The following is a 21,780-nucleotide window of genomic DNA, read 5'->3' on the forward strand; positions in this document are numbered from 1 at the left end:
GCAAAAGGGTGTATTGTGCTTCAACTAGCGAAAGGAGGTGATCCGATGTCTCATGGTTCAGCAATGGGGTCGGTTCAGTTCGTTCGGGAGACGCGCCGCTAATCAAGTGAACGGCGCCGGAGCGGGGAAAATCCTTTCCCAATCAACATTCCGGCGACACGATTCACGCGCGGCTCGCATGGTCTCCCGGGCTGGAGCTTCCGGCCGCTGACCATGCTTTGGGCTGCCGGGTTCGGATCGGACCCGGCAGCCTTTTTCATTTTAGCCTGATGTGAAAACGTCCTGAGCGCGCGGTACGGGCTTTCCGTGTTTGCGAGTGGCCGAAGGTGGCCCGGCAATCCGGCGTGACGCACGCCGCTCCGGATTGCTTCGCCTGGCGGCCCGCAATGACGGTGCGGCGCGCTTCAGCCTCAACGCGCGGCCACCGCTTCGCCCTCGCGCTGCCATCCGCCGCCCAGCGCTTCGAACAGATTGATCTGATCGTTCGAAATCCGCGCATCGATCGTGGCGAGATCGGCCTGCGCATCCGCATAGGTCCGCTCGGCATCGATCAGGTCGAGCGAATTGACCGCCCCTTCGCGCTGCTGCGCGCGGGTGATGGTCACTGCTTGCTCGGCTGCGTTCAGCGCTTCCTGAAAAGCGCGCCGCCGTTCGAGATCATGCGCATAGGCCGAAAGCGCCGTTTCGGTCTCGCGCAGCGCGGTGAGCACGGTGCCGTCGAACGTCGCCAGCGCCTCCTGCGAATCCGCCTTTGCCGCCGCAATCTGCGCGCGTGCCTTGCTCTGATTGGGGAAGGACCAGCTGATCAGCGGGCCGAGCAGCCAGCGTAGCGGCCCCGCACCGAACAGATCGCCGAACGACGTGCTGGTCTGCCCCACCGATCCGCCCAGCGAAATGCTGGGATACAAATCGGCCGTCGCCACGCCGATGCGCGCGGCTGCCGCTGCCAGCCGCCGCTCCGCCGCGCGCACATCGGGCCGCCGGGCAAGCAGCGCCTGACCATCGCCAACCGGGATCGGCGTATCGAGCGCCATCGTCGTCTTCCGCTCGCCCGCAATGGGCGGCAGGTCGGCCGGTGCACGCCCGGTCAGCGTGGCGAGGCGGAAGAGGGCCGCGTCGCGCTGCGCCTGCAAAGCGGGTACATTCGCTGCGCGCTGGTTGCGCAGCGCGGCAATGCGCGCGGTGTCGAGGCCGTTGGCCAGCCCCGCATCGTGCCGTTTTTGGGTAAGCTCCAGCGACTGGTCGAGCAGCTCGACGATATGCTCTGCCACTGCCAGCCGCTGCGCCGAGGAGGCGGCATCGGCATAAGCGCGCGTCGTGTCGGCAACCACCGCGACGCGCACCGCTTCGGCATCGGCGCGGGCGGCGTCGACATCGCCCTTTGCCGCTTCGACATTACGGCTCACCCGGCCAAACAGATCGACCTGATAGGCAACGTCCAGCCCGCCATCGAACAGCCAGCTTTCCCGGTCTAGCCCGGGGAGACGCTGCTGATCGGGCAGGCGGCGATACTGGCCGCTGGCCGACAGATCGGTCGAGGGCAGTTCGTCGGCCCGCGCGCCCTTCAGTCCGGCGCGGGCGCGCTGGATACGCGCAACCGCGACGCGGATATCGGTATTGGAGGCAAGCGCGTCCTCGACCAGTCCGTTCAGGACCGGGTCGTCATAGAGTCGCCACCAGTCCGCCGCGACGGGCTGAGCGGATACCGCCGCGCTATCGGCAGCGATGAAGGGGCCGGACGCCGTCTGCGGAGGGACTGGCGCAACATAGTCCGGCCCCGCCGCGCAGGCGCTGAGCGCCAGCGCGGATAGCGAGGTCATCATGATCGTGCGAAACATCAGAATAGGCTCCTATTCGGCGGGCTGGATGGCGGTATCGTCCCGCGCATCGCCCTGCCCATTGGTGCGGCGGCGCGAGAAGCGGTCCCCAAGCGCGCGGCACACCACGTAGAAGGTCGGCGTGAAGATCAGGCCGAAGCCGGTAACGCCCAGCATTCCGAAGAACACCGCCGTACCCAGCGCCTGACGAAGCTCCGCACCCGCACCGGTTGCGATCACCAGCGGCACCGACCCAAGGATGAAGGCGAAGCTGGTCATCAGGATCGGGCGCAGCCGGTCCTTTGCAGCACGAACCGCTGCTTCCACCGGAGAAAGCCCATCCTCATCCTCTGCCTGCTTGGCGAATTCGACCACCAGAATGGCGTTCTTCGCAGCAAGCGCAATCAGCACAATCAACCCGATCTGCGTCAGGACATTATTGTCCATGCCACGCAGATTGATGCCGATCATTGCAGCGAGCAGACACATCGGCACGATCAGGATGATCGCGAGTGGCAGCACCACGCTTTCATATTGCGCGGCGAGCACGAGGAAGACGAACACCACGGCGAGGGCGAAGACCACAGCGGCGGTATTGCCCGCCAGCTTCTGCTGAAACGCAATGCCGGTCCATTCATGGGCGTAGCCATCGGCCAGCGTTTCGTCGGCCAGCTTTTCCATCGTCACCAGCGACTGGCCCGATGAAAAGCCCGGCGCGGTATCGCCATCGACCGCAACGGCGGGGTGCAGATTGTAGCGCGTGACGCGATACGGCCCCGTTTTGCTGTCGAAGGTCGCGACAGAACCGATCGGCACCATCGCCCCGCTGTTCGAGCGGGTCTTCAAATTGGCGATGTCAGCTTCGGTCGCGCGGTGCGCGGCGTCGGCCTGAGCAGTCACCTGATAGGTACGACCCAGCAGGTTGAAGTCGTTGATATAGGCCGAGCCGAGATAGACCGAGAGTGCCTCGAACACCCGCGACGGGGGAACGCCCAGCATATCCGCCTTGCGCCGGTCGATATCGGCGAAGATGCGCGGCGTTGCCGTGTTGAAGAAGGTATAGACCTGCGCCAGTCCCTCTGTCTGATTGGCCTTGCCGATCAGGCCATAGGTCTGTTGGGCGAGTGCCTCCGGGCCTTTATCGCCCAGATCCTCGACCATCATGCGATAGCCACCGGCCGAACCAATGCCCTGAATCAGCGGCGGGGGTACGATCATCAGCCGCGCTTCGTTTATATCGGCGGTACGCTTTTGCGCCTCGGCCATGATATCCTGAAGGCTGACGCCAAGCTCTGCGCGCTTTTCGAAGCTTTCGAGCGGGACATAGGCGGCCGCCGCATTGGGGGCGAGTGTCTGTGACGGACCATCGAACCCGGCGAGCATCACCGATCCCTTTACCCCCGGAATGGGCAGGATGCGCTTTGCGACCTTCTGCATCACCGCATCTGTGCGTTCGAGCGACGATCCGGGCGGCAGCTGGATGACGGTCAGGAAGTACCCCTGATCCTGCGCGGGAATGAACCCGGTCGGCGTAGCCCAGAACAGTCCCACGGTCGCGGCAATCAGCCCGGCATAGGTCAGCATCATGATGACCGGGCGGACCACCAGCTTGCGGGTGAGGCGGGCATAGCCGTCGCTCATCCGCTCGAACCCGCGATTGAATGCATCGCCTGCACGGTGAAGCTGACGCACCACCCAATGGCTTTCGCCACGATGATCGTGCGCGCGCAGCAGCAAAGCAGCAAGCGCGGGCGACAGCGTGAGCGAAAGGACCAGCGAGATGACGGTTGCCGTCGCGATGGTAACCGCGAACTGCTGATAGAATGCGCCCGACAGGCCGGTCAGGAACAATGTCGGCACGAACACCGCGCACAGCACCAGAACGATCGCGACCAGCGCGGCGGACACTTCGTCCATCGACGTCTTTGCCGCCTCGATCGGCGACAGGCCGCGTTCGAGGTTACGTTCGACATTTTCGACCACGACGATCGCGTCATCGACGACGATGCCGATGGCCAGCACCATGCCGAACAGCGAAAGGCTGTTGAGCGAATAGCCAAAGGCGACGAGCACCAAGCAGCTTCCGATCAGCGATACGGGAATCGCCACCACCGGGATGATCGCCGCGCGCCATTTCTGAAGGAAGACGACGATAACGAGCACGACCAGCACGATTGCTTCGAACAATGTGTGCATCACCGCATCGACGGACTGCGAAATGAACTCGGTCGGGTTGTAGATGACCTTGTATTCCAGCCCCTTGGGGAAGTCCTTCGACACGGTCTGCATCTCTGCATTCACCGCATCTGCGGCGGCGAGAGCGTTCGATCCGGGCCGCTGGAACACCGCCATGATGACGGTGGGCTTGCCCGACAGATAGGTGTTGGACGAATAATCGGCGGCACCCAGTTCGACGCGCGCAACGTCGCGCACGCGCACCTGCTGCCCGTCATTGCCCGATTTGATGATGATATTGGCGAACTGATCGGGGTCGGCGAAACGGCCCTGCGCCTCGACATTCACCTGAAACGCATTGCCCTGATCATAAGGCGGCTGGCCCAGCGTTCCGGCTGCGACCTGCACATTTTGCGAACGCAGCGCCTCGACAATATCGCCTGCGGTCAGGTTCAGTGCTGCCGCACGGCCCGGATCGATCCAGACGCGCATGGCGTAATCGCGGCTGCCGAACAGGCGCACATCGCCAACGCCGTCGATGCGGGTCAGCCGGTCGCGGATGCGGGTCAGTGCGTAGTTGGAGATATAGCCGCGATCGAGCGAATTGTCGGGCGACACCAGATTGACGACCATCAGGAAGTCGGGCGAGGTCTTTTGCGTCACCACGCCCTGCCGCCGGACCGCTTCGGGAAGGTTAGGCTCGGCGATCGCCACCCGGTTCTGCACCAGCACCTGCGCCGCGTCGAGATCGGTGCCGATCTTGAACGTGACGGTTATGGTCAGCTTGCCATCGCCAGTCGATTCCGACGACATGTACAGCATGTTGTCGACGCCGTTGATCTGCTGCTCGATCGGTGCGGCGACGGTGTCGGCCACGGTTTGCGCGGTCGCACCGGGATAATTGGCGGAGACCGTTACGGTCGGCGGGACGATATCGGGATATTGCGACACCGGCAGGCCAAGATAGGCGATCGCGCCCACAATGGTGATGACGATCGCAAGCACGGCGGCAAAGATTGGCCGCGTGATGAAGAAACGTGAGAGGCGCATGCTGCCCGCTCCTGTTCATGGGGCCGGTCGGGCCCCGATAATTCTCTGACATTCCGCCCGCGCTGAGCGCAGTTGAAGCGGTCCGTTCTTCCTGCGTTGAAGAAGAACGGTGCTTCGGCCGTGCTCAGCAGCGGCGGAATGAATTGCGGAAACTGCCCGGCGCTAATTCGCCGCGAAGCTCGCCCCGCCGGTCGTCGGATCGGCGACGGCAGGCGGTGACTGCCCCTCCTTCACAGCGACGATCTTGCCCGGTTTCATTTTTACCGGCGCGCCGGGAGGTGCGAGTTCGGGATCGCTGATGACCACCTTTGTCTCCGGGGTCAGGCCGCTGCGGATCACGCGAAGCCCGTTGATGACCGGGCCGAGTTCGACGGGCACTGGCTGTGCCTTGCCATCCTTGCCCACCGTCATCACCAGCTTGCGCGCCTGATCGGTCGTGACTGCGGCATCCGGCACCAGCAATGCCTGAACCCGTCCGCCGCTCGACAATCGGGCATCGCCGAACATGCCGGGGGTGAGGAACAGCTTCGGATTGCTGACCACCGCGCGGATGCGGATCGTGCCCGAATCGGGATTTAGCCCGTTATCGGTGAAATCGAGCCGCCCGTGCCAGCGATACTGGTTTTCATCCTGCAGCTTGATATCCACCGTCGCAGGTTTGTCGCCGGATTCCGCTGCGCGCTTCGTTTTCAGGAAGAGCGCTTCGGAGGCATCGAAGCTGAAATAGATCGGGTCGAGCGCGTTGATGGTGGTGAGCAGGGTTGCCTGCGCCCCTTCTCCGCCACCGACCAGATTGCCCGCATCGACTTTGCGATCCGAAACCCGGCCGGTAATCGGCGCGCGCACCTGCGTGAAGCTGAGGTCGAGCGAGCGTGCGCGAACATCGGCCTGTGCCGCTGCCAGCGCTGCCTCGCTCGCCTGCTGTTTGGCGCGGAGCTGATCGATCTGGCTTTGCGAAACCGCATCGACATCGACCAGCTTCAGCGCGCGGGCGAGGTCCGCTTTGGCAAGCGCCAGGTCGCTCTTCGCGCTGGCGACGCGCGCCTGTGCTTCGGCCAGACGCGCCTGAAACGGGCGGCGGTCGATCGAAAACAGCAGGTCGCCCTTATGGACGATCGCGCCGTCGGTAAAATGCACGCCGGTGATTTCGCCCGAAACGCGCGGACGCACATCGACCGTCTTCGATGCGGCGAAGCGGCCGACATATTCGTCCCATTCCTCGATCGGGCGGACAAGCGGCGTCGCCACCGTTACGGTCGGCGGGGGCGGCGCTGCCTGTGCGGGCCGGGCATCATGCGTAAGTTCATACCCGCCCCAGACGAGCAGCGCGGCGGGGAGCGCGATCAGCGCCCCCTTTCGCCAGCGCGAGGGGGCACGGCGGGGTTCGGGCGAATCCACATCCGCCCGTTCAATCTTTTCGAATTTCGTCATTCTCAGGCTCGCTGATTCAGGGCATTGCGACCGCGGCTGATGCTGCCCAGCACCAGCTCATATTGGGCAAGGCTAAAGCCCGCGGACATGAATGCATGGATTTCGTGAGAGGCAATCGCATAGCCGCGATGCCAGGCGAGAACCGCGATACGGCGCAGCGCCTCCAGCTTCGGATCGGCCAGTTCGGGATTGGTGCGGGTACGGAACAGCTTGCCCATGGCCACCGCCATTTTTCCGGGCCGTTTCAGGCTGGCCATGCTGTCCTTCTGAGCCAGCGCTACCACCGACCATTCCAGCGCGGAAAGCGCAGGTTTCGTGTCCGCGACGGGATTGGAGGCGGCGCAGGGAAAGGTTGCGGTCGCTGCGCCATTTGCAACATCCAGATAAGCCATGATCTGTTCCCCTTTTTTATGGTGGCGCAGGCAAAGCGGCGCCGTGCCGGAAAAGCGCCTCGCGGCTTTCCGGGTGTGAAAGACGTGCGCCCGACGCTCGCACCGAATGCATGTTCGGCGACGCGGTAAGGCGAAAAATGATGACAGAGCAGCGCCGGTCAGGCCGGAACAGGCCACTCAAAAACGACAGGTGCCGTTACGGCATACCCGGTCGGTTACAGGATGAACTTCGGTTCGGAGCGTTCGTGCATCGGCACACCCCTTCGGTTGTTTCATACTGAGCGGTATATAAATGCCGCATGAACAACGTCAAGAGTGATTTCTGTACCGATCGTTATTTTTTTGCAAGTGCGAAGTTTATCGACCCGGCCAGTTGGCGAGCATCGTGGTGACGATCGCCTCCAGTTCGGCGCGGCTCGATCCCGATCCCGCCATGACCGCCATGCCCTGAAGCACAGCGAACATATAATTGGTCAGCGCCTCGATATCGGCATCGGGGGGCAGGTCTCCGTCCGCCTTGCCCTTTTCCAGCCGCGCGATGATTTCAGCGCGCGACGACGCGCGGCGACGGATGACTTCCTCGCGGATACAGTCCGCCTCCGCGCCGCACGCGACCGAACTGATCACGCCAAGGCAGCCGCGTGGTTCGCAATCGCTGCACTGAACGTCGATCGCGCCGCGCATGAAATATTCGATGACGGCCCGAACCGTCGGCTGGTTCAGCGCCTCGCGGGTGTAAGCCAGCTTCTCATTCTCATAGAGGTCGAGCGCCTTGCAAAACAGCTGTTCCTTGTTGCCGAACGCGGCGTACAGGCTGGGCCGCGTAATCCCCATCGCTTCGGTAAGGTCGCTGAGCGACGCGCCCTCATAGCCCTTGCTCCAGAACACCCGAAGGGCAGCGCTCAGGGCCTCATCCACGTCGAATTCGCGCGGTCGACCCTTGGCGGGCGTGCAGGTTTTAATATTCATAACGAGCGGTATGTAATTGGCGCGTCGCCGAATCGCAAGCATTGTCGGTTCGCGCTGCGCCAGACTCATGCTTGCGTGATCTCGAAATCGCTTTATTGTCTGACAAAATTTCAAGGCGGGGTTCGTACCCGCTTATGCCGGCTCAATAAGGGGAGAGAGAAATGTACAGAATGATTTCGGCGCTTGCTCTGGTTCTGGCCGCGCCTTCCTTTGCCCAGTCATCGGGCGCTCCGGCGACCGACGCGGTGACCGTTCATGCCGATCGGCCGGGTCCGGAATATAATAAGCGGCTTTTCGGTCAGTTCGCCGAACATCTCGGCCATGGCATCTATGGCGGCATCTGGGTCGGCGAAGACAGCAAAATTCCCAATATCCATGGTTATCGCACTGATGTCGTCAATGCGTTGAAGGCAATCAACGTGCCCGAAATCCGCTGGCCCGGCGGCTGCTTCGCGGACGAATATTACTGGCGCGAAGGCATCGGTCCGAAGGACAAGCGCCCGGTAAAGGTCAACACCAACTGGGGCGGCGTAACCGAGGACAATTCCTTCGGCACGCATGAATTCATGAACTATACCGAACTTCTGGGCGCAGAGGCGTATGTTTCGGGCAACGTCGGCTCGGCTCCGCCCGAAGACCTTCAGAAATGGGTGGAGTATATGACCTCGCCCACCACCTCTTCCATCGCCGAAGAACGCCGCGCCAATGGCCGTGACAAGCCGTGGAAGCTCGCCATGTTCGGCATCGGCAACGAGCTTTGGGGCTGTGGCGGCAATATGCTGCCCGAATATGCAGCCGATGTGACGCGTCGGTACAGCACCTTCATCCGCGTGCCGCAGGGCGAGAAGATCATGAAGGTCGCAAGCGGCGCCAATTCGGACGATTATAACTGGACCGACGTGATGATGAAGAAGGCGGCGAACACCTTCGACGCCATCGGGGTTCATTATTACACGGTGCCCAATGACTGGAGTCACAAGGGCGCGGCGACCGGTTTCGATGAAGAGCAATGGGCGCGCACTTTGTCCAAAACGCGCAAGATGGACGAACTGCTCACAAAGCATTCAGCGATCATGGACAAATATGATCCCGAAAAGCGTGTTGCGCTGCTCGTCGATGAATGGGGTACCTGGTATGATGTCGAACCCGGCACCAATCCCGGTTTCCTGTATCAGCAGAACAGCCTGCGCGACGCGCTGGTCACCAGCCTGAACTTCGACATTTTCGCCCGCCATGCCGATCGCGTGCGCGGCGCTAATATCGCGCAGATGGTGAACGTGCTTCAGGCGATGCTGCTGGTGAAGGACGACAAGATGGTCCGCACGCCCACTTATTGGGTGTTCGACATGTATAAAGGCTATCAGGACGGCACCGTCCTGCCGGTCGATGTCCAGGCAGACACGTATAAGAAGGATCAGTGGGAAATGCCCGCGATCAGCGCAAGCGCGGTGCGCGGCACCGACGGCGTCGTCCATGTGGGCCTGACCAATGTCGATCCCAACCGGCCGCAAACCGTTCAGGTGACACTGGACGGTGTGGAAGGGCGCAGGGTGCAGGGGCGTATCCTGACCGGCGACCGGATCGATGCGCATAATACGTTCGACAATCCCGATCTGGTCATGCCTGCGGCGTTCAGCGGCGCGCGGCTGTCGGGCAATCGCCTGACTGTCACCATGCCCGCCAAATCGGTGGTAATGCTCGACATCCGCTGATGCGGGAACCAGCGCCTGCCGGGTCGATCCCGGCGGGCGCTGGTCTTAACCCGGACTATGCAACGCGGTCCGTTGCCCGGTTTACCGGTGGCGGAACCGCCAGCGCCCCGAATCGCTCTCCGGATCGAACGGCACCAGCACCGGCGTGCTTGCCCCGATCGCGACCAGCGCGAGCGATTTGTCGGCCGCCTTCGCCGGACGTATCCGATAGCTGCCGTCGGCCAGCTGATCGATCTGCCACAACTGGTCGTCGCTTCCGTCATAGGCGGGGACGGTGGATACCGCGCTGGCGGGGCCTGCTGCGAGCGCGCGCTGCGTACCCGCGATGGTGATCCTGTAGCAAGGCGCGCCGAACCACCCGCCCTTTTCCGGGACCGGCGTTACGGTCCATAGCTGATGCGGGCGAACCATATAGTCGCCCAGATCGGCGGCGATTTTTCCGTCCGGCCAGTCTGCCGAATCCTCTTTCAGACTCTGGTCGGGGACCGGCGGGACAACCGTATCGGGCTTCGCCATGAAGCTGCGCCGCGCATCGAAATCGATGCGGACGAAATCGGTGGCAAGCTGAAGCGCGCGACCGCTGCGTTCGGATTCGATTTCATACGTGCCGGCAGCGATATTCTCGCCCTCGACCGGCCACCCGTCGCGCCACAGCAGCGGTGCGATCGCGAGAACGCTTCGCCCGCCACGGTCCATATCGGCTTCATAATGCATCGAGAATTTCTGAACGCCCTGACCGAGGTCGATCAGCCCGAAATGCCCCGGACCGATGCCGCGGCCGCGGGCATTGGCGACCAGCTTGCCCCCGCCCTTCAATAGCGGAATGCCCATATTGTCGACATAGGGGCCGGTAGGGGTGCGCGAGCGGCCGACCCGGATATTATAGGTCGAATTGGGACCGTCACAGCAGGTGCCGTGGGTGCCGAGCAGATAATACCAGCCGTCGCGAAACATCATCGCGGTCGCTTCCATGTCGATCGCGACATCGACGGGTTTGCTATCGGGCAACGGCATTGCGGTGTCAGGATCGAGCTCGACCATCCGGATCGACCCGAAATAGGTGCCGTAGCTGAGCCAGAGCCGCCCCTCGGCCAGCAGAAAAGCAGCATCGATCGCGTCGGCGAGCTCGGTGCCGTCGGTCGATGCGACCACGCCGATATCGTGATAGCCGAAATCAGGCGATTCGGGGTCGAGCGACCTGGTCCACATGATCCTGATCTGGCTGGCATGCCCGCCGTTCAGCCCGCCGCCGCCCACGGCATAGGCGACATAATAACGGTCCCCCAGTTTGATGACATCGGGCGCCACACCGCCGCCGGGGCGCACCGGCCCCTCGACCCATTTCCAGCCGTCATCGGAAACCAGCCCGCCGCCGCGTGTGCCGAAGGTGTAATAGCGGCCGTCCGATTCGGTAATCGTAGCGGGATCATGGATGAACGGTCGCCCGGCAAGCTGCGCGTGCGCCGCGCCGCTTGCAGCGATGAACGACAGGGCGAAGGCCAGTGCCCGGTGCGGGCGGATCGCAGTAGCGCGCATCATTTCGCCGCTCCCGTCGTTACGATGTTCAGGTCGCGGATCGGCTGTTCGCTGTCGTCGATGAAGCGCAGACAGAAATCGGAAAGGCCCGGCCCGTTGATAACTGCGCCGCGAACCACGTTGCGCCCTTTTTTAAGGGTGAGCGGACGCGAAACCATATCGTCCATCACCATACGCCGGTCGTCGAACAGCCCGAGCGCTTCCTCGCCGTTCAGCCACCACATGGAAGCGGAGTTCGACCCGACGGCCATGCGCACCGTCTGTTCCTTCGGGCTGTCGATCACGGTGACGGCCCAGAAGATGACGCCATAGGTCGGCTTACCCAGCGCCTGGGCAAAGGCGAAAAGCTTCACATCGAAGCGCTGCGCATCATAAGCGTGCCAGGTCAGCGGCGTCGCTGCCTGAACGATCTGGCCGTTCTGCGGGACGATGGTCATCTGGCCGGGGAAATAGGTTTGCGCGAGGGCGTTGCGGACATAGCTGCCCGTAAAGCCGGCATTGCTGCGATTGGGCTTTACGATCGGTTCGAGCAACAGCCAGCGCCGGATGAATCCGTCGTCGTCGGGGCGCGCGGACGCCGTTGAAGCAGGAACGAGATAGGCGCTCAGATCGATCGTTGCGTCCGACACCGGATTCTGTGCCATAGCCGGTGACGCGACAAGCGCGGCGACCGCAGTAACCAGCCTACCAAATTGACCCATGCCCCGAAGCGATTTCGCGGACAGGTGTCTGCCCCTTGCTATATCAACCATGCCGTCTCCTTTCAGACTGGTCGATCCGAAGCCGGTGAGGCGGAATCGCCGTCTTTATGTAGTTGATGTTAACGTGACATAAGAAGCATTGAATAATTCACCGGTATTATATGTTCGGAACAGGATAATCTTGGTGCAAAAACGCTTACAAAGTGAAACTGGTTATTTGAATTATAGAAATTCATCATATCCGGCGAAGGTGCATTCGCCGCCCCGCTGATCGATTCACTGACTAGCCGTCAAAATTCCAGATTTCGGTTGAAAAAGGGCATGACCTTTTCCTGAAACCTGATCGCGACATCGCTGGTATGCGTGACGGGATAGATTTCGAAGCTGTTTGCAATGCCATAGCGCGTCCACAGATCGTGCAGCTTTTCGGCATCGGCTTTCAGCCCGTCCTGATCGCCGACATCGATGGCAATCGCCTTATAGCGCCGCATATTGCCGATATACTGGTCGGCAAAGGCGAGCGGTGCATTGGCCGTCCATTTGGCGAGCACTGTCTCGTCCGCCTTTCCGTCCTTTACCGGCAGGTCGAGATAGAGCGGCGCTTTTTTCGGGTCCGGCGACCATGCCGCCGCAGTGGCCAGCATAGCTTTTGCAAAAAAGGGCAGGTTCTCGGCGTCGCCGGGGTTTTTGACCGCTGCGACCTTTGCCATGGTGTCGGCATCGGGCGCGTTGTTGACCGAGCGCGGCGAGAGGCAGCAGGGGCTCATCATATACACCGCGCCGAAGACGTCGGGATGGCGCATGGCAATGCGCGTCGCGCCGTAGCCGCCCATCGAATGGCCGACCAGCCCGCGACTCCGCCGGTCGGCGATCGTCCGGTAATGCGCGTCGATATAGGCGATCAGATCATGGCTGATAAAGCGCTCAAAATCCCCCGTGGTAGCGGAACTCGAATACATCGATCCGCCATAGATCGTTTTTGAATCGGGAAAGACGACGATCATGTCGCGAACCCCGGCGGCAAAGGCGTTTTCGATGGTTTCGGGAACATGGATTTCGCGCGTCCATTGCTTGGCCCCGATCGAATAGCCGTGCAGCGCATAGACGACCGGATAGCGCCGGTCGGGATGCGCGGCATAGCCGTAAGGCAGCACCACCATCACGTTGCGGTCAGGCGATTCGCCTTCCAGATTCCCTTCGATCGCCGGGGAATGAACGGTGGTGGTTTCGACCGGTACCGTCTTTGCACCCGCCACGCGGGGCGGTGCCTTTGTGTCTACCTGTGCCGATGCGGGCAGGGCAGCGGCGCCTGCCAGTATCGAAAGCGCAGCAATGCAACAGCGTAGCGATTTCATCCTCATCCTCCCGTTGATTATTTTCCCTGAACCAGTGCGGCATCGCCCCATACGACCGGGTCCGGAAAGCGAACCGCTTCGGGCGTGCGGGCAACCAGTTCGATCAGCTTCACGCCGCGTACATTCGCGCTGATCGGTTGCGGCGCATCACCAAATGCGACCGGTTTCGACCGGGCGAGCAGCCTGCCGTCGCCATAGACGAAGAAGGTCACCGGCTGGCTGCGGTCGCGGGCGCTGTCGTCCATGCCGACCTGCGCCTGAAAGCGGGCATAGCCCTTGTTTCGGACCTCAAGCCGCGAACCGGCGAGCACACCGATCCCTGTGTGGAAGTCATGCCCGCCCGAACCAAGCATCTTGCCGAACGGCGTGGCATCCGCCTCAGCCCCGCCCCACCCGCCATAGCGCGGATGCTGACCGGTGCCGCGCGTTCCCTGCCAGGGCAGGATACCGCGATGGATAAGCGGCTCGTCCTCGGGCACGACGACGCCATCGACCGCCGGATTGATGCTGCCGGGCATTTCCGAGAGGAACAGTCCGTCGGACAGGCGCCGCGTTCCCTTTGCCGCGAATATCAGCGTCTGATGGGGTGCGAGGTGAAGAGTCTTCTCCCCCGTGAAACTGTCGTCCGAACCGGTCCACAAATCGGTGAGGGTGATCGGCGCCTTGCCCGCATATTTCAGATGATCGGCGGTAAGCTGCGCATCGACCGGCGCGGCGGTGCGATTGACGATCGCGACCCCCTTTTCCCCCGAAGCCAGCGTCTTGACCAAAATCTGCACATCGTCGGAATCGTAAGCGAGCACCGCCTGATTGCCCGCCGGGTCCTGATCGAGCGCGATGATGCGCGGATTGCCGAGAACTTCCAGCAGGGCAGGTGTCGCCTTGCGCAGGTCATAGCCGATCATCAGCGGCGCATTGAGCATCGCCCATAATGCCATGTGCGATCGTGCTTCGGTCAGGTGGTCGGCATCGAACGCGCCAGTCCCAACGAACAGCATATCGGGGTCGTTCCAGCTTCCGGGACCGGCATAGAGCGGGCGACGCACGGCGCTGTCGAAATTATGGAGCATGCGGCTCCAGTTGGGTGAAATATCCTCGCTGGTGCGCGATATATTGCCCATATCCTTGGCCCAGGCGCGGACATCTGCCGATCCCCACAAACAGATCGAAAAGATATAATCGCCGTCGGGATTATAGCGCGCCAGTGCGTCGGCAACCGATCCGTACAGCGCCTTCACCTTCGCAATATCGGTTCGCCCCAGCGTTTCGAGATCGATGATGGGGTCAAAGGCGCGAAGATAGCCTGATGTCACTTTCGGATTGGTCACGGGCAGGCCGCGAATGCCGCAGCCGTCGACCTTGATCAGGTCGAACCCCCAATCGGCGAAATACAGCCGGATATCCTGATCGACATGGCCGTACAGCCCGACTTCGCGCTCTGCCACGCTGCCTTCGGGCTGATTGGCGAAGTCGGATGTGTAAACCTGACCGCAGGAATTGCGGCCGATGTCCGAATAGATGCCTGCCTTCAGCCCCATCGCGTGCAGCCGGTCGGTCAGGGGGCGAAAACTGGTCGTGCCGTCGGGCATCGCGGCGGAGGGAAAGCTCTTCGCCCGGATCACCATCCGCCCGTCGGGCTGGTCGCGGCGAAGCCACCAGCCGTCATCGATATCGACATAGCGATACCCCTTCGCTGCCAGCCCGGAATCGATCAGGATCTGCGCCGATGCCATCAGCTTGGCCTCATCGATATCGCTGTTGAACGCGTTCCAGCTGTTCCAGCCCATCGGCGGGAGCGCGGCGCGCCCGCGGGTATTCGCGCTCCAATGGCCCCTCGGCGTGAGTGGATCGTGCGGTGCTTGCGACTGCGCGGCCAGCGGCGCGGCACTGGCCAGCAAGCCGAATGCCGCCATGCGGACCAGATGTGAAACTGCCAAAACCCCTTCTCCCCCTTGTCGTTCGGCCATCAGATGTTGCGCAACATCTGCATGACCAATGCGCGGATGCGCCCGTAATTTTGCTTCACCGGACCAAGCAGCCCGTGCTTTTCCTCCGGCAGATGTGCCAGCGGATGCCCGGCGCTGCGGAAAACATAATGGTCGAACATGGCGTCCCACGCCGCGCGCTCTGCCGGCGGCCGGTCAGCGATCGTGATCATCGCTAGCATCATCGCGGCATAGGGCGAATCCGGGCCCGCCGCATGGGCATCCCACCAGTAATTGACCAGCACATTGGAAGGATCGAGGGCCTCCACCTGATGCCACCATGTCTTTGGAAGGTAGAGCGCGTCGCCGGGATGCAGCGTGATGCTGTGCGCCTTTGCCGCGGCCTTCGCAAAGCGCGGATAGCGCGGGTCCCCCGGCGGCGCGGCGGCGGCCATCGCGACGGGCTGGCCCGCCATCGTAAAGTCGACGGGGCCGACATACAGATCATGAATGCATTCAGGCGGATAAAGGGTAAAGCGACGCCGCCCGGCCACCACACAGGCAAGATTGTCGAACATGTCGTAATGGCATGCGACATCGGAGGCATTGCCGACCCAGATACGCGGTGCCACCGACATATCGATCACCGGCATAGGATGGTCGGCAGCGAAGCCGGGCAGGAATGTATCGGCGGGCAGCGACCCCATATACCAGCTATCGCCGCTACCGCCGGCCGCACGGGCCGAGACCCGGTCGATCAGGGCGCAGAGCGCCAGCGTTTCACGTTCGAAATTGAAGCCCGACAGTGCGTCATCATAATAATAGCGCCCGCCAATGTCCGGGCTGCCATGAAAGGCTTCGCCCGTGGCACCGCTTGCCCGCTCCTTCAGCCATTGCGCAAATATCGGCCAGCCTTTCCCTGCCGCCTGAACCGCAGGCCAGTCGGCGCACAGGCCGCGCAGCACGAACGGTCGGCACGCCTGCTGCCGATCCGCGAACGACGCGCTGTCGATACTGGTGGTCTCTTCCACGGGCGCGGCATGCGACATCGGGTTCAGGCCATCGTCAGTTGACGGTTGCGCGCCTGTGCCAGCAGCGGCAATTGTCTGAGCGATGCGGCCATGATGTGCGCAAGCTGCAAATGCCCCGCGCGGAACAGCGCAACCACCGCTGCATCATCCAGATCGTGCAGCGCATCAAGGCTGACGGTGTACAGGCCGTCGAGCACGATCCGTTCGCCATCGTCGAATTGCAGCGACACGTCGAGCGGCTCGATCAGGCGATGGGCGTTCAATGCTGCGACCAGCTTTTGCGTCTCGTCCGCCCCCTCGGCGAGCGCGGTGAGCGCCCGGCGGATGCGGTGAAGCGCAGGCGCGGGCGTGCCATCCGCTTCGAACAGGGGATCGCCCGAATGATGCGAGAAGCGCGCATGGTCAGCGTCGATCGCGATATGATCTCCGTCGATGAAAAGGCCCTGACAAATCGCATCCTGCGGCACGAATCGCGACGCATCGCCATAGGCGGCGGCGAGCAGATTCTCGCCTTCCCGAAATCCCATGAGCGCGGCTGCATAAAAGGCACCGGTATCGGCCCGCTTGGCAAACAGGACCGGACAGGATGCTGCTGCAACCGCGAACTCCGAAGGCGCAATCGCAACGAAATGACGCCGCTCATGCGCCGGTTTTTCTATCCGCAGCGTTCGATGCGTCTCGCTATCCAGCGCCGTTAGTTGTTCTGTCATGTTTGCGCTATCCCCCATTCGCTCTTTTGCTGCGACGCAACAAGTAACGCCGGCAGAGTATTCTTTTCCGGCAAGTTATGCCAAAATGCTGCTTACTCCAAGCGTAGAACGCGCGCTTGGACATTACCCATACAAATAGATTGATAGCGGTAACTCTTGGTGGTAGCGTTATCGAATAATAATTGTCGGGGAGAGTTGATTATGTCGTTAGCTGAAAGGGGAAGCGTCTGAACTCCCTCTGACCTGTCCGCGTATCCGGCGGGCATCCCAAAGAGGTGCCGCGCCGCAATTCGATAATAATATCGGAGTGGAGGGGTATGACGTTCGAACCAAGAGAAATTCGCCGCCATCGCATGGCCCGGAACGGCTGGTGCTGTGCTGTCAGCATGATTGCGCTCATCGCCGGTGCGCCCGTCGCTGCCCACGATCTGTCGGCGGAGCATGACGGCCCGGCCCGTCCTGCCGAAGCGCCGGAACCGGCATCGCCTCAGTCGCAGCTCAATCAGGCTGCCACTGCGCCCAATGGCGGGTCGGGGCAGAATGGTCAGAATCCGGAAGCCAGCCTGGACGACAATCCGCAAAAGGACATCATCGTCACCGGCATTCGCGGATCGCTTCAGCGCAATCTCGACATCAAGCGCGAGGCCGCCGGTGTCGTCGATGCGATCTCTTCGGAAGATATCGGGAAATTCCCCGATTCGAATGTCGCCGCCTCGCTTCAGCGACTCCCGGGTGTGTCGATCCAGCGATCGGGTCCGCGCGGTGAGCCGACCGGCATTACGGTTCGCGGGTTCGGCGGCGATTTCAACGAAACGCTGTATGACGGTCGCCGTATCTCGACGGCGACGGGCGGCCGCTCGATCGATTTCAGCACGGTCGGCGCGGACTTTGTCGGCGGCCTGACGGTCATGAAAACGCCCGATGTGACGCTATCGTCCAACTCGATCGGCGCAACGGTGAATGTCCAGTTTCCCAAGCCGTTCGACAAGCCGGGGATGCGCGGCGCTATTTCGGCGTCGGGATCGATTCAGGACGATTCGGGCAAGATCGTGCCGGTCGTCGGCGCGTTGTTCAGCGATACCTTCGCCGACGATACATTCGGCATATTGGTCGATGCCATTTATTCGCGGCACGATACGCAGACCAACCGCGTATTCGTATCCGGCTGGCCCGGCGGCAGGATCGCGCCATGTCAGCTGGCCGGTTCGACCGCTGCCACCTGTGCGCCAACCGATGATGCGACCGCCGACCCCAGCCAGCAAAAATCGGTCGTAAGCTGGTTCGAACAGCAATATGGCGCGACGCAAATCTATACCAAAGACGAGCGGATCGATGGCCGGATCGCGCTGCAATGGCATCCCAATGAAGATGTCATGGTGACGCTCGACGATAATTTCACGCGGCAAAAGGTGCGGTCGGACAATTTCGGCTTCGGCATCTGGTTCAATCAGGGTTCGCTGCGCAATGTCGAACTGGACGACAACGGCACGATCACCAATTTCACGCAGGACGGCAGCCAGACCGACTTTACCGCCGGCACCGATACGTCGGTTCTTCAGACCAACCAGACCGGCCTGAACGTGAAATGGCAGGCGAGCGACAATTTCTCGGTTGAAGCCGATGGTTCTTATTCGAAGAGCTGGCTCAACCCCGGCGGGGAGCTGACCAGCACCAATGCCGATATCGGCTATGGTTTCGGTATCGGGCCGTCGCTGGGGCTGGTCATCAACGGCGACAGCAGCGACACGCTGCCCGAACTCAACAATTATGGTCCGGGGGGCGATGAATCGCGCTGGGCCGACCCGTCTGTCATCGGATCGCACGTCACCGTTATTCAGGCGCAGAAGAATACCGATGTCGTAAAGCAGGGGCGGCTGACCGGCCGCTGGGAAAGCGACAATTTCAAACTCGCTTTCGGCGGCTCCTGGCTGCAGGACCGGTATAAGTTCCGGCAGCGCAATACGTTCGTGAACAATTTCTGGCAGGCCTATTCGGGCTATGGTCCGGCATCGGGGAATACGACCGGCGTTCCGATCCCCGCCGATCTGATCAGGGGTGAGGTCAGCACGAAGAACTTCATCCCCGGATTTTCGGGTGCATTGCCGCCGGTATTGCTGCGCTTCACCGCTCAGGATTATCAGAATTTCCTGACCGGCCTCGGCAATCCGCAGGCGCAGAATATTCCGGGCTTCAACTATGATGCGCCGACGGTCGGAACGGACTTTACCGGCACGTTCGATACGGCGCTCGACAACGGATCGATCCGCGACATTCAGGAAACGACCTGGGCGCTGTTCCTGCGCGCGAATTTCGATGTCGAACTCGCCGGGATGCCGTTCCACTTCAATGCCGGGGTCCGCAACGAAAATACGCATGTCGTGTCGGCGGGTTTTGGTCAGGTGCCGTTGCAGATCGTCCAGAATTCAGGCGATCCGACGCTGCTGACCGTGATACTATCCGATCCGCAGCCGGTGTCGACCAAGAGCAATTATTCCTATCTGCTGCCCAGTATCGACCTGAAACTGGAGCTGACCGATAAGCTGCACCTGCGTCTCGATGCATCGCGCACGCTCACCCGGCCCGGCCTGAACCTGCTCACCCCGGTCGCCAGTGTCGGGACCGGCCAGCGTGTCGGCGCACTGACCGCAAGCGGCGGCGCACCCGCGCTGCGGCCTTATCTTTCCGACAATTTCGATGCGGCCCTCGAATGGTATTATGCGCCCAATTCCTATGCCGCGGTCGATTTCTTCCTGAAGCATGTCAGCAACTTCATCGTCGGCGGGACACAGCGTCAGACGATCAACGATGTCATCGATCCGACTACCGGGCAACCGGCGGTCTTTGCGGTGTCGCAGCAGGTCAACGGGCCCGAAGCAACGGTGCGCGGCGTCGAAATCGCATGGCAGCATGTGTTTGGTGACAGCGGCTTCGGCTTCAATGCGAACGCGACCTTTGTCGGCACCAACAAACCCTATGACGAGAACGATATTTCGCTGAGCGGCTTTGCCGTTACCGGCCTTGCCAATTCGGCCAACTTCATCGGCTTTTTCGACAAATATGGTTTCGAATTCCGCGCGGCGGTGAATTATCGCGCCGAATATCTGCGCGCCTTCGGGCAAAATCAGAATACCGGCGCGTTCGGGTCAGAACCGACCTTTGAAGACCCGAACCTGCAGATCGATCTCAGCACCAGCTATCAGATCACACCGCAGTTCAACATTTTTGCCGAAGCGACCAATATCACCAACGAGGTGCAGAGCACCCATGGCCGGTTCGACAATCAGTTGCTCGACGTGTTCGCTTATGGCCGGAGATTCACGGCGGGCGCACGATTCCATTTCTGACCTTCCCTCTCTTGCCGGGGATGTCACTCTGGTGTCCCCGGCAACTTTTTTAACGGTTTTTCATGGTAGCGCGGACCAGACATATCGTGATCGTCGGCGGCGGGACCGCCGGATGGCTGACGGCGGGACTCATCGCGGCGAAGCACCGCGCGCGCATTCCGCATGACCTGACCGTCACTCTGGTCGAATCGCCGACCACGCCGATTCTGGGCGTGGGGGAAGGCACCTGGCCGACGCTGCGCAGCACGCTAGCGCGGATCGGCGTGTCGGAGACCGACTTTTTCCGCGAATGCGATGCCGCGTTCAAACAAGGGGCGCTTTTCGCGCGCTGGACCACCGGTGCGGCGGACGACGCTTATTATCACCCGCTGATGCTGCCGCAGCATTTTTCGAAGCTCAATCTGGTTCCGCACTGGCTGGCACAGCAGGAAGCGAGCAGTTTTTGCGACGCCGTTTGTCCGCAGGGGCGATTGTGCGATGACGGCCTTGCCCCCAAAACGATCGCGACGCCCGAATATGACGGCGTTGCCAATTACGCCTATCATCTTGATGCCGGAAAGTTCGCGCCGTTTCTGCAGCGCCATTGCTGCGAGAAACTGGGTGTTTGCCATGTTCTTGCCGATGTGCGGGAGGTGCGGCTTCACGAACATGGCGATATTCGCGCCATCGACACCGAACAGGCGGGCGAGATAGCGGGCGACCTGTTCATCGATTGCACCGGATTTCGTTCGCTGTTGCTGGGCGACGCCATGGGCGTTGGTTTCAAGGACTGTTCGGACATTCTGTTCTGCGACACCGCGCTTGCGGTGCAGATGCCCTATCCCGACGAGCACAGCCCGATCGCGACGCATACGATATCGACCGCGCAATCGGCGGGGTGGATCTGGGATATCGGCCTGCCCACCCGGCGCGGCATCGGCCATGTCTATTCGAGCCGCCACCAGTCGCAGGACGCGGCGGAGCGCGAATTGCGCGCCTATCTCGGCCCCGGAGGCGCGGATTTGCCGATCCGACAGATCGCCATCCGGTCGGGCCATCGCGAAACCTTCTGGAAGCGTAACTGCGTTGCGGTGGGCGTAGCGGCGGGGTTCCTCGAACCGCTCGAAGCTTCGGCAATCGTGCTGATCGAATTGTCGGCAAAGATGATCGCCGAACAACTGCCCGCCTGTCGGGAGGTGATGGACGTCATCGCATCGCGCTTCAACGAAACCACCCACTATCGCTGGGGCCGGATCATCGATTTCCTGAAGCTGCATTATGTGCTGAGCAAGCGCGAAGACAGTGAATTCTGGCGCGACAACCGGTTGCCCGAAACGGTGCCCGACCGCCTTCGCGACCTGATGCTGCTCTGGCGCTATCAATCGCCATGGTTTCATGACGAATTCGACCGGGTGGAGGAGGTTTTCCCGCCCGCCAGCTATCAATATGTCCTGTACGGCATGGGGTTCGAGACCGAGGTCGAACCCGCCTTGCTGGTCAGCGACAGGCGGCTCGCCGATCAGGCGATGCGCGAAAATGCGGTTCAGACGCAGCGGATGCGGCAGGGCCTGCCGCGCCACCGCGACCTGATCGACAGGATTCACCAGCACGGCCTGCAACCGGTGTGACGCGCAGGACGGCGAGAACCGATGA

General features: G+C 61.8%; 14 protein-coding genes. 3 read left to right on the forward strand and 11 right to left on the reverse strand.

Annotation, left to right across the window (positions count from 1 at the left end; genetic code table 11):
- Positions 1 to 410 precede the first annotated feature (410 nt).
- The 5 genes from EV664_RS10405 to EV664_RS10425 all read right to left on the reverse strand — a co-directional run bounded on the left by EV664_RS10405 (position 411) and on the right by EV664_RS10425 (position 7,834).
- Positions 411 to 1,838, reverse strand: a complete 1,428-nt coding sequence (locus tag EV664_RS10405) for an efflux transporter outer membrane subunit (protein WP_188656402.1) — start codon at positions 1,836 to 1,838, stop codon at positions 411 to 413.
- Between the two features lie 12 nt (positions 1,839 to 1,850).
- Positions 1,851 to 5,042, reverse strand: a complete 3,192-nt coding sequence (locus EV664_RS10410) for an efflux RND transporter permease subunit (protein ID WP_133495652.1) — start codon at positions 5,040 to 5,042, stop codon at positions 1,851 to 1,853.
- Between the two features lie 162 nt (positions 5,043 to 5,204).
- The gene (locus tag EV664_RS10415; RefSeq protein WP_133495653.1) at positions 5,205 to 6,473 is read right to left on the reverse strand and encodes an efflux RND transporter periplasmic adaptor subunit; all 1,269 of its coding nucleotides are present in this window, start codon (positions 6,471 to 6,473) and stop codon (positions 5,205 to 5,207) included.
- 2 nt (positions 6,474 to 6,475) lie between these two features.
- Positions 6,476 to 6,865, reverse strand: coding sequence for a hypothetical protein (locus EV664_RS10420; RefSeq protein WP_133495654.1), 390 nt, complete (start codon positions 6,863 to 6,865; stop codon positions 6,476 to 6,478).
- Positions 6,866 to 7,222: 357 nt separating this feature from the next.
- Entirely contained in the window at positions 7,223 to 7,834 is a 612-nt protein-coding gene (locus tag EV664_RS10425) for a TetR/AcrR family transcriptional regulator (protein WP_133495655.1), read from the reverse strand.
- Between the two features lie 161 nt (positions 7,835 to 7,995).
- Between EV664_RS10425 and EV664_RS10430 the strand changes: the two genes are divergently transcribed.
- Entirely contained in the window at positions 7,996 to 9,546 is a 1,551-nt protein-coding gene (locus EV664_RS10430) for an alpha-N-arabinofuranosidase (protein WP_133495656.1), read from the forward strand.
- A gap of 81 nt (positions 9,547 to 9,627) precedes the next feature.
- Here the strand turns inward: EV664_RS10430 and EV664_RS10435 are convergent, their stop codons facing one another.
- From EV664_RS10435 to EV664_RS10460, 6 genes are all read right to left on the reverse strand, one after another.
- Complete coding sequence (locus EV664_RS10435; RefSeq protein WP_229668214.1) at positions 9,628 to 11,085, reverse strand: family 43 glycosylhydrolase; 1,458 nt, start codon at positions 11,083 to 11,085, stop codon at positions 9,628 to 9,630.
- Complete coding sequence (locus EV664_RS10440; RefSeq protein WP_133495657.1) at positions 11,082 to 11,783, reverse strand: acetylxylan esterase; 702 nt, start codon at positions 11,781 to 11,783, stop codon at positions 11,082 to 11,084. Before EV664_RS10440 ends, EV664_RS10435 begins: the two co-directional genes overlap by 4 nt.
- A 290-nt stretch (positions 11,784 to 12,073) precedes the next feature.
- A complete protein-coding gene (locus tag EV664_RS10445; RefSeq protein WP_211338499.1) occupies positions 12,074 to 13,138 on the reverse strand; it encodes an alpha/beta hydrolase in 1,065 nt (354 codons plus the stop codon).
- A gap of 17 nt (positions 13,139 to 13,155) precedes the next feature.
- Positions 13,156 to 15,051: an NPCBM/NEW2 domain-containing protein gene (locus EV664_RS10450; protein WP_133495728.1), complete on the reverse strand. Its 1,896-nt coding sequence runs from the start codon at positions 15,049 to 15,051 to the stop codon at positions 13,156 to 13,158.
- Positions 15,052 to 15,104: 53 nt separating this feature from the next.
- The gene (locus EV664_RS10455; protein WP_229668213.1) at positions 15,105 to 16,094 is read right to left on the reverse strand and encodes a cupin-like domain-containing protein; all 990 of its coding nucleotides are present in this window, start codon (positions 16,092 to 16,094) and stop codon (positions 15,105 to 15,107) included.
- Positions 16,095 to 16,117: 23 nt separating this feature from the next.
- Positions 16,118 to 16,804, reverse strand: coding sequence for a SapC family protein (locus tag EV664_RS10460; RefSeq protein ID WP_133495660.1), 687 nt, complete (start codon positions 16,802 to 16,804; stop codon positions 16,118 to 16,120).
- 317 nt (positions 16,805 to 17,121) lie between these two features.
- Here EV664_RS10460 and EV664_RS10465 point away from each other — a divergent pair, with 317 nt between their 5' ends.
- A complete protein-coding gene (locus tag EV664_RS10465; RefSeq protein WP_244923130.1) occupies positions 17,122 to 20,148 on the forward strand; it encodes a TonB-dependent receptor in 3,027 nt (1,008 codons plus the stop codon).
- A gap of 62 nt (positions 20,149 to 20,210) precedes the next feature.
- Positions 20,211 to 21,755, forward strand: a complete 1,545-nt coding sequence (locus tag EV664_RS10470; RefSeq protein ID WP_133495662.1) for a tryptophan halogenase family protein — start codon at positions 20,211 to 20,213, stop codon at positions 21,753 to 21,755.
- Positions 21,756 to 21,780: the final 25 nt, after the last annotated feature.

Origin of the sequence: Stakelama pacifica (assembly GCF_004361835.1) — a bacterium.
In the GTDB taxonomy this organism is placed as follows: Bacteria; Pseudomonadota; Alphaproteobacteria; order Sphingomonadales; family Sphingomonadaceae; genus Sphingomonas; species Sphingomonas pacifica.

Bases quoted from the DNA above. Each gene is read 5' to 3' on its own strand.
- EV664_RS10405 (WP_188656402.1), bottom strand. From the start codon at position 1,838: ATGTTTCGCACGATCATGATGACCTCGCTATCCGCGCTGGCGCTCAGC.
- EV664_RS10410 (WP_133495652.1), bottom strand. From the start codon at position 5,042: ATGCGCCTCTCACGTTTCTTCATCACGCGGCCAATCTTTGCCGCCGTG.
- EV664_RS10415 (WP_133495653.1), bottom strand. From the start codon at position 6,473: ATGACGAAATTCGAAAAGATTGAACGGGCGGATGTGGATTCGCCCGAA.
- EV664_RS10420 (WP_133495654.1), bottom strand. From the start codon at position 6,865: ATGGCTTATCTGGATGTTGCAAATGGCGCAGCGACCGCAACCTTTCCC.
- EV664_RS10425 (WP_133495655.1), bottom strand. From the start codon at position 7,834: ATGAATATTAAAACCTGCACGCCCGCCAAGGGTCGACCGCGCGAATTC.
- EV664_RS10430 (WP_133495656.1), top strand. From the start codon at position 7,996: ATGTACAGAATGATTTCGGCGCTTGCTCTGGTTCTGGCCGCGCCTTCC.
- EV664_RS10435 (WP_229668214.1), bottom strand. From the start codon at position 11,085: ATGATGCGCGCTACTGCGATCCGCCCGCACCGGGCACTGGCCTTCGCC.
- EV664_RS10440 (WP_133495657.1), bottom strand. From the start codon at position 11,783: ATGGGTCAATTTGGTAGGCTGGTTACTGCGGTCGCCGCGCTTGTCGCG.
- EV664_RS10445 (WP_211338499.1), bottom strand. From the start codon at position 13,138: ATGAAATCGCTACGCTGTTGCATTGCTGCGCTTTCGATACTGGCAGGC.
- EV664_RS10450 (WP_133495728.1), bottom strand. From the start codon at position 15,051: ATGGCGGCATTCGGCTTGCTGGCCAGTGCCGCGCCGCTGGCCGCGCAG.
- EV664_RS10460 (WP_133495660.1), bottom strand. From the start codon at position 16,804: ATGACAGAACAACTAACGGCGCTGGATAGCGAGACGCATCGAACGCTG.
- EV664_RS10465 (WP_244923130.1), top strand. From the start codon at position 17,122: ATGACGTTCGAACCAAGAGAAATTCGCCGCCATCGCATGGCCCGGAAC.
- EV664_RS10470 (WP_133495662.1), top strand. From the start codon at position 20,211: ATGGTAGCGCGGACCAGACATATCGTGATCGTCGGCGGCGGGACCGCC.